The sequence below is a fragment of the Bradyrhizobium sp. 1 genome (assembly GCF_023073315.1).
Taxonomy (GTDB): Bacteria; Pseudomonadota; Alphaproteobacteria; order Rhizobiales; family Xanthobacteraceae; genus Bradyrhizobium.
In genome coordinates, this window is record NZ_JADPJH010000014.1 from 195,666 (window position 1) to 207,517 (window position 11,852).

The 11,852-nt window shown below is 63.7% G+C and carries 11 protein-coding genes; all 11 read right to left on the reverse strand.

The window, feature by feature from the left end:
* Genes nuoN through nuoE form a run of 11 tightly spaced genes read right to left on the reverse strand, consistent with a single transcriptional unit; the run spans position 1 to position 11,850 of the window.
* The gene (nuoN, locus tag IVB29_RS09530) at positions 1-1,437 is read right to left on the reverse strand and encodes an NADH-quinone oxidoreductase subunit NuoN (protein WP_247503145.1); all 1,437 of its coding nucleotides are present in this window, start codon (positions 1,435-1,437) and stop codon (positions 1-3) included.
* A gap of 22 nt (positions 1,438-1,459) precedes the next feature.
* Positions 1,460-2,968, reverse strand: a complete 1,509-nt coding sequence (locus IVB29_RS09535) for an NADH-quinone oxidoreductase subunit M (protein WP_247503146.1) — start codon at positions 2,966-2,968, stop codon at positions 1,460-1,462.
* Positions 2,969-5,074 carry an NADH-quinone oxidoreductase subunit L gene (nuoL, locus tag IVB29_RS09540; protein ID WP_247503147.1) on the reverse strand — a complete coding sequence of 702 codons (2,106 nt, stop codon included), beginning with the start codon at positions 5,072-5,074 and terminating at the stop codon, positions 2,969-2,971.
* A gap of 8 nt (positions 5,075-5,082) precedes the next feature.
* Positions 5,083-5,391, reverse strand: a complete 309-nt coding sequence (gene nuoK / locus IVB29_RS09545) for an NADH-quinone oxidoreductase subunit NuoK (protein ID WP_247503148.1) — start codon at positions 5,389-5,391, stop codon at positions 5,083-5,085.
* The gene (locus tag IVB29_RS09550; RefSeq protein WP_247503149.1) at positions 5,388-6,026 is read right to left on the reverse strand and encodes an NADH-quinone oxidoreductase subunit J; all 639 of its coding nucleotides are present in this window, start codon (positions 6,024-6,026) and stop codon (positions 5,388-5,390) included. The genes nuoK and IVB29_RS09550 overlap by 4 nt, the downstream gene beginning before the upstream one ends.
* A gap of 9 nt (positions 6,027-6,035) precedes the next feature.
* Positions 6,036-6,524: an NADH-quinone oxidoreductase subunit NuoI gene (gene nuoI, locus IVB29_RS09555; protein ID WP_027529879.1), complete on the reverse strand. Its 489-nt coding sequence runs from the start codon at positions 6,522-6,524 to the stop codon at positions 6,036-6,038.
* A gap of 14 nt (positions 6,525-6,538) precedes the next feature.
* Entirely contained in the window at positions 6,539-7,606 is a 1,068-nt protein-coding gene (gene nuoH / locus IVB29_RS09560; RefSeq protein ID WP_247503150.1) for an NADH-quinone oxidoreductase subunit NuoH, read from the reverse strand.
* A gap of 4 nt (positions 7,607-7,610) precedes the next feature.
* Entirely contained in the window at positions 7,611-9,686 is a 2,076-nt protein-coding gene (gene nuoG, locus IVB29_RS09565) for an NADH-quinone oxidoreductase subunit NuoG (RefSeq protein ID WP_247503151.1), read from the reverse strand.
* A 5-nt stretch (positions 9,687-9,691) separates the two neighbouring features.
* Positions 9,692-11,017: an NADH-quinone oxidoreductase subunit NuoF gene (nuoF, locus tag IVB29_RS09570; protein ID WP_247503152.1), complete on the reverse strand. Its 1,326-nt coding sequence runs from the start codon at positions 11,015-11,017 to the stop codon at positions 9,692-9,694.
* Between the two features lie 15 nt (positions 11,018-11,032).
* Positions 11,033-11,239, reverse strand: coding sequence for a hypothetical protein (locus IVB29_RS09575; protein WP_247503153.1), 207 nt, complete (start codon positions 11,237-11,239; stop codon positions 11,033-11,035).
* Complete coding sequence (nuoE, locus tag IVB29_RS09580) at positions 11,239-11,850, reverse strand: NADH-quinone oxidoreductase subunit NuoE (RefSeq protein WP_247503154.1); 612 nt, start codon at positions 11,848-11,850, stop codon at positions 11,239-11,241. The genes IVB29_RS09575 and nuoE overlap by 1 nt, the downstream gene beginning before the upstream one ends.
* Positions 11,851-11,852 lie beyond the last annotated feature (2 nt).

Consider the following 11,852-nt stretch of genomic DNA (forward strand, 5'->3'; position numbering starts at 1 on the left):
CTAAAACAGCGACTTTGCCGCGGCGGAGGCGACGCTCACCACCGGCCCTGCAAACAGCGCGAACAGAATGTTGAACAGGCCAAAGACCGCCAGCACCGTCTTCACCTCGACCCTGACAGAATCGACCTGGCCGGCCGGCTCGTCGAAATACATCGTCTTGACGATGGTGAGGTAGTAGTAGGCGCCCACGACGCTGGAGAGCACGCCGACCACGGCCAGCGTGAACAAATTCGCCTTGATGGCGGCGACGAAGACGTACCATTTGGCGAAGAAGCCGGCGAGCGGCGGGATACCGGCCAGCGAGAACAGCAGCATCGCGAACATGAAGGCGAGCAGCGGATTGGTGCGCGACAGGCCAGCGAAATCGCTGATCTGCTCCACGGCATGGCCGTTGCGCTTCATCGACAGGATGACCGAGAACGAGCCGAGCGTCATCGCGACATAGATTACGATATACATCAGCACGCCCTGCGCGCCCTCGACCGTGCCGGCGGCAAGACCGACGAGCGCGAAGCCCATGTGGCCGATCGAGGAATAGGCCATCAGACGCTTGATGTTGCTCTGGCCGATCGCGGCGAACGAACCCAGCACCATCGAGGCGATCGCCACAAACACCAGGATCTGCTGCCACTGCGAGACGATGCCCGGGAATGCGGTCAGCGTGACGCGGGTGAAGACGGCGAGAGCCGCGACCTTCGGCGCCGAGGCGAAGAAGGCGGTGACCGGGGTCGGGGCGCCCTCATAGACATCCGGCGTCCACATGTGGAACGGCACGGCCGAAACCTTGAAGCAGAGGCCGGCGAGCAGGAACACCAGGCCGAACACCAGACCGACATTCGACGCCGTGGCCGCCGCGGCGATGCCGGTGAAGCTCACCGTGCCGGTAAAGCCATAGATCAGCGAGGAACCGTACAGCAGCATGCCCGAGGACAGCGCGCCGAGCACAAAGTACTTCAGGCCGGCTTCGGTCGACTTGGCGTTGTCGCGGTTCGAGGCCGCCACGACGTAGAGCGCGAGCGACATCAATTCGAGACCGAGATAGAGCGAGATCAGATCGCCCGCCGAGATCAGCACCATCATGCCGAGCGTCGAGAGCAGAACCAGGATGGCGTATTCGAAGATGCGGCGGGACGGATCGGACAGGAATTCGGTCGACAGGACCAGCGTCACCGCCGAGCCGATCAGGGCAAGGATCTTCATGAAGCGGGCAAAATCGTCGACGATGAAGCTGCCGCCGAAGGTCACCTGCTTGCCCGAGGGCAGCATGTATTCGAGCACGCCGACCACGACCATGAGCAGCACCGCAAGCGAGGTGACCGCCTTGGTGGTCTCCTGCCCGCGATAGGCGCCCAGCATCAGGAGCGCCATGGCGCCGATCGCGAGCACGAGCTCGGGCAGCACCGGCGCCAGTTGATAACCTGCAGTCGAAAAGCTCATGGCGATATCCTGACCTGCCCGATCAATGGAGCAGTGCGGCGGCCTTCACGGCCGTCACAGCGGTGTTGTAATTGTTGACGAGTTGCTGGACCGAGGCGGCCGACATGTCGAGCACCGGCTTCGGATAGACGCCGAACAGGATCGTCAGTGCGATCATCGGGAACAGCGTCACGCATTCGCGCAAGGTGAGATCCTTCATGCTCGCCAGCGACGGCTTGACCAGCGCTCCGAACACGACCTTGCGGTAGAGCCACAGCGCGTAGCACGCCGACAGGATCACGCCGAAAGTGGCGAAGAATGCGGTCGGGACCGAAACCTTGAAGGTGCCGAGCAGCGTCATGAACTCGCCGACGAAGCCGCTCGTGCCGGGCAGACCGACATTGGCCATGGTGAAGACCATGAAGGTCAGCGCGTAGAGCGGCATCCGGTTGACGAGGCCGCCATAGGCCGCGATCTCGCGGGTGTGCAGGCGGTCGTAGACGACGCCGACGCAGAGGAACAGCGCGCCGGAGACGATGCCGTGCGAGATCATCTGGAATACGCCGCCGGCGACGCCCTGCATGGTGCCGGCGAAGATGCCCATGGTGACGAAGCCCATATGCGCCACTGACGAATACGCGATCAGCTTCTTCATGTCCTCCTGCATCAGCGCCACCAGCGAGGTGTAGACGATGGCGATGGCCGAGAGCGTGAACACCAGCGGCGCGAAGTCGTGCGAAGCCAGCGGGAACATCGGCAGCGAGAAGCGCAGGAAGCCGTAGCCGCCCATCTTCAAGAGGATCGCGGCGAGGACCACGGAGCCAGCGGTCGGCGCCTCGACGTGCGCGTCGGGAAGCCAGGTGTGCACCGGCCACATCGGCATCTTCACCGCAAACGATGCGAAGAAGGCCAGCCACGCCCAGGTCTGCAACGACCGCGGCACGGCGGTGTGCATCAGAGCCGGGATATCGGTGGTGCCGCCGTTCCAGTACAGCGCCATGATGGCAAGCAGCATCAGCACCGAGCCGAGCAGCGTGTAGAGGAAGAACTTGAACGATGCATAGACCCGGCGCGGACCACCCCAGACTCCGATGATCAGGAACATCGGGATCAGGCCGCCTTCGAAGAACAAATAGAACAGCACGAGATCAAGCGCCGAGAAGGTGCCGATCATCAGCGTTTCCAGGATCAGGAACGCCATCATGTATTCGCGGACGCGGTTGGTGATCGCCTTCCAGCTCGCGATGATGCAGAACGGCATCACGGCGGTGGTGAGGATCACGAGCGGCAGCGAAATGCCGTCCACGCCCATGTGGTAGGTGATGCCGGTGGCGAGCCAGTTCGCCTTCTCGACGAACTGGAAGTCGGCGTTGTTGGGATCGAAGCGCATGACCAGGATCACCGACACCGCGAAGGTGATCAGCGTGGTCCAGAGCGCGATCCAGCGCGAATTGCGCTTGGCCGCCTCGTCATCGCCGCGGCTCAGATACACGATCAGCGCACCGACCAGCGGCAGGAACGTCGTGACCGAAAGGATGGGCCAGGTTGTCATTTACTGGCCTCCAAAGCCGAACATGAACCAGGTGATCAGGCCGGCGGCGCCGATCAGCATGGCAAAGGCGTAGTGATAGAGATAGCCGGTCTGGATCTTCACGACGTTGCGGGTGATGTCCAGGACGCGGGCCGAGACACCGTCGGGGCCGAGACCATCGATGATGAAACCGTCACCCTTCTTCCAGAGCTGGTAGCCGATCCACTTCGCCGGGCGGACGAAGATGAGATCGTAGAGCTCGTCGAAGTACCATTTGTTGAGCAGGAACTTGTAGAGCATCGGCTGCGTGTTCGCGAGCTCGACCGGCAGATAAGGCCGGCGGATGTAGAACAGGTACGAGACGAGGAAGCCCAGCACCATCATCACCGTCGGCAGCAACGCGATGGTCTCGGGGATGTGGTGCATCTCCTCGATGATGTGCGGGTTCATCTTCACGGACTCGCGGAAGAACTCTTCGATGCCGTGGCCGGCGAACAGCTCCTTGAACGGGAAGCCGGCGAAGATGGAGCCGACCGCGAGCACGCCAATCGGGATCAGCATCCAGACCGGCGCCTCATGCGCAGCTTCGTAGTGCTGCTCGTCATGCGCCTCGCCGTGGAAGGTCTTGAAGATCAGGCGCCAGGAGTAGAACGAGGTCAGGCCGGCCGCGACGACCGTCATCAGGAAGCCGTAGGTCGCGAACGGATTGTGCGAGGCGTAGGCCGCTTCGATGATCGCGTCCTTGGAGAAATAGCCGGCAGTGAGCGGGAAGCCGGTGAGCGCCAACGTGCCGATCACCATCACCGCGTAGGTGTACGGGATCTTCTTCCACAGGCCGCCCATGTTGCGGATGTCCTGCTCGTGGTGCATCGCGTAGATCACCGAGCCGGAGCCCAAGAACAGCAGCGCCTTGAAGAAGGCGTGCGTGAACAGATGAAACATGCCGACGGAGTAAGCCCCTGCTCCCATCGCCACGAACATGTAGCCGAGCTGCGAACAGGTCGAGTAGGCGACGATGCGCTTGATGTCGTTCTGGACGAGGCCGATGGTCGCCGCGAAGAACGCCGTGGTGGCGCCGAAGAACATCACGACGGCCTGCGCGTTCGGCGCGAGCTCGAACAGCGGTGACAAGCGCGCCACCATGAAGACGCCGGCGGTGACCATGGTCGCGGCATGGATCAGCGCCGACACGGGCGTCGGGCCTTCCATCGCGTCCGGCAACCAGGTGTGCAGCAGGAACTGCGCCGACTTGCCCATCGCGCCCATGAACAGCAACAGGCAGGTCAGGGTCAGCGCATCGGCATGCCAGCCGAGGAAGTCGATCGTCTTGCCGGTGAGGCTGGGAGCCGCATGGAAGATGGTCTCGAAATCAGTCGAGCTGGTCAGCAGGAAGATCGCGAAGATGCCTAGCGCAAAACCAAAGTCGCCGACGCGGTTGACCACGAAGGCCTTGATGGCTGCGGCGTTCGCCGACGGCTTCTGGTACCAGAAGCCGATCAGCAAATAGCTCGCCAGACCCACGCCTTCCCAGCCGAAGAACAGCTGCACGAGGTTGTCCGCAGTCACCAGCATCAACATGGCGAAGGTGAACAGCGAGAGATAACCGAAGAAGCGCGGCCGGTTCGGATCCTCGTCCATGTAACCGATGGAATAGAGGTGCACGAGCGAGGACACGGTCGTCACCACCACCAGCATCACGGCGGTGAGCGTGTCGACGCGCAGCGTCCACCAGACCTGGAGGTCGCCGGAGAAGATCCAGGGCATAAGCTGGATCCTGATGTCGTGATGCATGAAGCCGACATCGACCAGCGTCATCCAGGACAGCGCCGCAGAGACGAACAACAGCGCGGTCGTGATCAGCTCGGCGCCGCGCGAGCCCGCGGCGGCCGGCTCGACCGGGCCGTGGCCATGGTCGTCGTGTCCGTCGCCCGGCTCGTGGTGGCTCTCGTGGATGACGGAGACATCCTCGTTGATCGTATCGGACGCATGAGCATGCGCGCCATGGCCGTGATCGCCGTGATGCTCCACCTCGTCGCCCGAGGGGTTGCGGGCATGCGCGCCGAACAGCGCGATCAGGCCGGCCAGAATGGCGCCCAGCAGCGGCAGAAAAACGATTGCCTGAACCATGACTGAGCTCAGCCCTTCATCAAATTGACGTCCTCAACCGCGATCGAGCCGCGGTTGCGGAAATAGACCACCAGGATGGCGAGACCGATCGCGGCTTCAGCGGCAGCGACCGTCAGCACCAGAAGCGCGAAGACCTGGCCGACGATGTCGCCGAGGAAGGTCGAGAACGCGACGAGGTTGACGTTGACCGAGAGCAGGATCAGCTCGATCGACATCAGGATGACGATGATGTTCTTGCGGTTCAGGAAGATGCCGAGGATCCCGAGCGTGAACAGGATCGCGCCGACCGCCAGATAATGTCCGAGCCCGACCGTCATTTCACCCACTCCGCCGCATCGCTGTCCTGCAGCCCCTGCCCCGGCGCCACCTTGCGCATCGCCATCGCCATCTCGGGCGTGCGCGCGTTCTGAACGTTGATGTCCTGCCGCTTCACGCTCGCCTTGTGGCGCAGCGTCAGCACGATGGCACCGATCATGGCGACCAGCAGCACCATGCCCGAGAGCTGGAAGTAGTGGACATACTTCGTATAGAGCACCAGCCCGAGCGCCTCGGTGTTCGAGACGTTGGTCGGGATCGGCGCCGTGATGGTCTTGCTGATACCGGGATTGATGACCCAGGCGCCGACGGTGAGCAGCAGCTCGAACAGGAAGATGCCGCCGATCACGACACCGACCGGCAAGTACTGGATGAAGCCCTCGCGCAGCTCGAGGAAGTCGACGTCGAGCATCATGATCACGAACAGGAACAGCACCGCGACGGCGCCGACATAGACGACGATCAGGATCATCGCCAGGAATTCGGCTCCCATCAGCACGAACAGGCCGGAGGCGTTGACGAAGGCGAGGATCAGGTACAGCACGGAGTGCACGGGATTGCGCGAGACAATCACCATCACCGCCGAGGCGACGCAGACGCCGGCGAAGAGATAGAAGAACAGCGCGGGAAGGATCATGCTCTCATCTCACCGGTAAGGCGCGTCGAGCTCGATCGCCTTCGCGATCTCGCGTTCCCAGCGGTCGCCATTGGCGAGCAGCTTGGCCTTGTCATAGAACAGTTCCTCGCGGGTCTCGGTCGCGAACTCGAAGTTCGGACCTTCGACGATGGCGTCGACCGGACATGCCTCCTGGCAGAGGCCGCAATAGATGCACTTCACCATGTCGATGTCGTAGCGCACGGTACGGCGGGTGCCGTCGTTGCGGCGCGGGCCGGCCTCGATGGTGATGGCCTGCGCCGGGCAAATCGCCTCGCACAGCTTGCAGGCGATGCAGCGCTCTTCGCCGTTCGGATAGCGGCGCAGCGCGTGCTCGCCGCGGAAGCGCGGCGAGATCGGGCCCTTCTCGAAGGGATAGTTCAGCGTCGGCTTCGGCTGGAAGAAATAGCGCATGGCGAGGAAGAACGCCGAAACGAACTCCGACAGCAGAAGCGAGCGTGCAGTGGCGTTGATGTTGATACCCATGATGGCCCTCACTTCGGCGCGATGTCGGCGAAATGCAGCACGCCGGCCACCACGATCACCATCGCCAGCGACAGCGGCAGGAACACCTTCCAGCCGAGGCGCATCAGTTGATCGTAGCGGTAGCGCGGCACGATCGCCTTTGCCATCGCGAACAGGAAGAACATGAAGAACAGCTTCAGCGAGAACCAGATGATCCCCGGCACCCAGTTGAAGGGCGGCAGGTCGACCGGCGGCAGCCAGCCTCCCAGGAACAGGATGGTCGCCATCGCGCACATCGTGGCAATCGCGACATACTCGCCGAGCATGAACAGCAGATACGGCGTCGAGCCGTACTCGACCATGAAGCCGGCGACTAGCTCGGATTCCGCTTCCACGAGGTCGAAGGGCGGACGGTTGGTTTCCGCCAGCGCCGAGACGTAGAAGATCACGAACATCGGGAACAGCGGCCAGACGTACCAGTTCAGGATGGTCAGCTGCGGCAAACCGATCAGGCTGGCAAAGCCGCGGACATGCTGGGCTTCGACCACGCCCGAGAGGTTCAGCGTGCCGGCGCAGAGCAGCACGGTGATGATGACGAAGCCGATCGAGACTTCGTAGGACACCATCTGTGCCGCCGAGCGCAGTGCTGCCAGGAACGGGTACTTCGAGTTCGACGACCAGCCGGCCATGATGATGCCGTAGATCGACAGCGACGAAATCGCGAAGATGAAGAGGACGCCGACATTGATGTCGGAGATCACCCAGCCGAGATTGGTCGGGATCACAGCCCAAGCCGCGAGCGCGAGCACGCATGACACCAAGGGAGCAAGGAGAAACACGCCCTTGTTGGCGCCGGCCGGAATGATCGGCTCCTTCAGCACGAACTTGAGAAGGTCGGCGAAGGATTGCAGCAGGCCCCAGGGGCCGACCACGTTCGGGCCGCGGCGGATCTGCACCGCCGCCCAGATCTTGCGGTCGGCGAGCAGGATGTAGGCGATCGCGATCAGCAGGACCACGAGCACCAGCACGCTCTCCGCGATCATGATGATCAGCGGCCAGAGGAAACCGGTCCAGAATGCGCTTGCGAAGAATTCCATCGGCTCACTCCGCTGCGGTCAGCATCTGCCCGGAGGCAAGCCGCGAGCATTCCGCCATCACGGCGGACGCACGCGCGATTGGGTTGGTCAAATAGAAGTCCTCGACGAGGGTCTTGAACGGCGCCTTCTCGGGCGAGCCGCCCTTCCCCGCCAGCTTCTTGATCTGGTCGGCGGAGCCGGCCTCGATCTGGTCGAGACGGATCAGATGCGGCACGGCCTTGAAGAGCGCCTGGCGCAGCGCCGACAGCGAGTCGTAGCCGAGCTTCTTGCCGAGCGCTTCCGAGAGCGCACGCACGACCGCCCAGTCTTCGCGAGCTTCGCCCGGCGGGAATGCGGCGCGGCCCGTCATCTGCACGCGGCCTTCGGTGTTGACGTAGATCGCGGATTTCTCGGTATAGGCGGCGGCCGGCAGGATGACGTCGGCGCGATGCGCGCCGCGGTCACCATGGGTGCCGATATAGACGACGAACGTCCCGTCCGCCGGCTTGATTTCGTCGGCGCCGAGCAGGAACAGCAGATCGAGCGTGCCGAACGTCGTCATCTGCGCGGCGTTCAGACCACCGGCAGCGGCCGTGAAGCCGATATCGAGCGCGCCGACGCGCGAGGCAGTCTCGTGCAGCACGCCAAAACCGTTCCAGCCGTCCTTGAGCGCGCCGACATCGAGCGCGAGTTTTGCTGCGGCGGCGAGAATGGCGGCGCCATCGTGACGCGACGCCGCGCCCGCGCCGACCAGGATGATCGGGTTCTTGGCGTTCTTCAACACGTCCATGAAGGAGTGCTTGCCCGCCGCGAGCTCGCCGAGCGTCTCGGTGCCCGCACCGAGATGGTCATAATCGTAAGTGAGATCGGCCTTGGCGCCGATCACGCCGACCTTGAAGCCGCCGATGCGCCAGCGCTTGCGGATGCGGGCGTTGAACACGGCCGCTTCCTTGCGCGGATTGGCGCCAATGATGAGCAGCGCGTCGGCCTGCTCGACGCCCGCCAGCGTCGGATTGAAGATGTAGGAGCCGCGGCCGAGCGCGGGATCGAAGGCGTCGCCGCCCTGCACCGCCAGATTGCCCGAGCCGTACTTCGACAAGAGATCCTTCAGCGCGAACATCTCCTCGACACCGGCGAGGTCGCCGGCGATCGCGCCGATGCGCTTGCCGTCAGTGCGCGCGGCCTTGGACGCGATCGCGGCGAAGGCTTCAGGCCAGCTCGCCGCGCGCAGCTTGCCGGCTTCGCGGATATAAGGACGGTCGAGACGCTGGGTGCGCAGGCCGTCGACGACGTGGCGTGTCTTGTCGGAGATCCACTCCTCGTTCACGGCCTCGTTGATGCGCGGCAGCACGCGCATCACTTCACGGCCGCGGGTGTCGACGCGGATCGCAGATCCCAGGCCGTCCATGACGTCGATCGACTGGGTCTTGCCGAGCTCCCACGGGCGCGCGGCGAAAGCATAGGGCTTCGAGGTCAGCGCACCGACCGGGCAGATGTCGACGAGATTGCCCTGCAATTCCGACGTCAGCGCGTGCTCGAGATAGGTCGTGATCTCCATGTCCTCGCCACGGCCGGTGGCGCCCATCTCGGGCGCGCCGGCGACTTCCGCCGAGAAGCGGACGCAGCGCGTGCACTGGATGCAGCGGTTCATCGAGGTCTTGACCAGCGCGCCGAGATATTTGTCCTCGACCGCACGCTTGTTCTCGGCGAAGCGGCTGGTGTCGACACCATAGCCCATCGCCTGGTCTTGCAGGTCGCACTCGCCGCCCTGGTCGCAGATCGGGCAATCCAGCGGATGATTGATGAGAAGGAATTCCATCACGCCTTCGCGTGCCTTCTTCACCATCGGCGAACGCGTCGAGATTTCCGGCGGCTCGCCCTTCGGGCCCGGACGGCAGTCGCGCACGCCCCAGGCGCAGCTTGCGACCGGCTTCGGGCCGCCCTTCACCTCGACGAGGCACATCCGGCAATTGCCGGCGATCGACAGCCGCTCGTGATAGCAGAAGCGCGGAATCTCGGCGCCAGCCGCCTCGCACGCCTGAAGCAGCGTGTACTCGGCGGGGACATCGATCTCTTTGCCGTCGATGATGAGCTTGGTCATTCTCTCTACTCCGCCGCGACCATGTTCACGGGATCGCGGACGCCGGCATCGTCGATGTCGGCCTTGTGCGAATACTGGTCGATGCGCGCTTCGATCTCATGACGGAAATGCGCGATCAGGCCCTGGATCGGCCATGCGGCTGCGTCGCCAAGCGCGCAGATGGTGTGGCCTTCGACCTGTTTTGTCACTTCGAGCAGCATGTCGATCTCGCGCTTGTGGGCGCGGCCGTCGGCCATGCGGGTGAGCACGCGCCACATCCAGCCGGTGCCCTCGCGGCACGGCGTGCACTGGCCGCAGCTCTCGTGCTTGTAGAAATAGGAGATGCGGGCGATGGCGCGGATCAGATCGGTCGATTTGTCCATCACGATCACGGCCGCGGTGCCGAGGCCCGAGCGCAGCTTGCTCAAGCTATCGAAATCCATCGGCGTGTCGATGATCTGCTCGGCCGGCACCATGCGCACCGACGAGCCGCCGGGGATCACGGCCTTGAGATTGTCCCAGCCGCCGCGGATGCCGCCGCAATGTTTGTCGATCAGCTCACGGAACGGAATGCCCATGGCTTCTTCGACGTTGCAGGGCCGCTCGACATGGCCGGAGATGCAGAACAGTTTGGTGCCGACATTGTTCGGACGGCCGATGCCGGCGAACCACGCCGCACCACGGCGCAGAATGTCCGGAGCCACCGCGATGGACTCGACGTTGTTGACGGTGGTCGGGCAGCCGTACAGGCCGACATTGGCCGGGAACGGCGGCTTCAGCCGCGGCTGGCCCTTCTTGCCCTCGAGGCTTTCGAGCAGCGCGGTTTCCTCGCCGCAGATATAGGCGCCGGCGCCGTGCGCGACGTAGATGTCGAACGGCCAGCCGTTGACATTGTCCTTGCCGACCAGCTTCGCCTCATAGGCCTGGTCGATCGCGGCCTGGAGATGCTCGCGTTCCCTGATGAACTCGCCGCGGACATAGATGTAGCAGGCATGTGCGTTCATCGCGCAGCTCGCGATCAGGCAGCCCTCGATCAGGAGATGCGGATCGTGCCGCATGATCTCGCGATCCTTGCAGGTGCCGGGCTCGGATTCGTCGGCGTTGACGACGAGATAGCTCGGACGGCCGTCGGTCGATTCCTTCGGCATGAAGGACCATTTGAGACCGGTCGGGAAGCCGGCGCCGCCGCGGCCGCGCAGGCCCGACGCCTTCATCTCGTTGATGATCCAGTCGCGGCCCTTGTCGATGATGTTCTTGGTGCCATCCCAGGCGCCGCGACGCCGCGCGCCCTCGAGCCCCCAATCGTGGAGGCCGTAGAGGTTCTTGAAGATGCGGTCCTTGTCCTCGAGCATATCAGTGCTTTCCGATCAACGATTGGCTTGCTTGTAGGCAAGCCCGGCGGCGCAGACGGCGAAGGTCAGCGCCCAGAGCAGACTGGTTTCCTGCGATTCATGCATCGCGAAGCGCTGCAACAGGAACATGAAGACGGCCGCGGCCGCGGCGTGCATCGCGATGAAGCCCCACTTCTGCACGGTGCCGCTCTCCTCCACGATTGATGACGAAAGATCACGCATCAGGAGGTCTCCTTCAGCGTGGTCGGTCCGCCCGCCGGCGCCGAGAACTGGCGGCCGTTCTGCGGACCGGGCTTTGGCGGATTGCCGGAAGCAAAGCCGTCGAGCACCTTGCCGAAGCTTTCCCTGGTCAGGTCCTCATAGGTGTCCTTGCCGATCATCACCATCGGCGCGTTCACGCAGGCGCCCAGGCACTCGACCTCTTCCCAGCTGAAATCGCCGTCCTTGGAGAGATGGAAGGGATCGTGATGGATGCGGCTCTCGCAGACGTGGATCAGATCCTCGGCGCCGCGCAGGCGGCACGGCGTGGTGCCGCAAACCTGGACGTGGGCCTTCTTGCCGACGGGAGCGAGCTGGAACATCGTATAGAAGGTCGCGACCTCAAGCACGCGGATATAGGGCATGTCGAGCATGTCGGCGACGACGCGGATGGCGGCTTCCGACACCCAGCCATCGTGCTGCTCCTGCGCACGCCAGAGGATGGCGATCACCGCGGAGGCCTGGCGCCCGGCCGGATATTTCGCGATCTGCTGCTTCGCGAACGCGACGTTCTCGTCCGTGAACGCAAAGCTCGCGGGCTGGACTTCCTTCGGTGCTAATCGGCGAACGGACATAT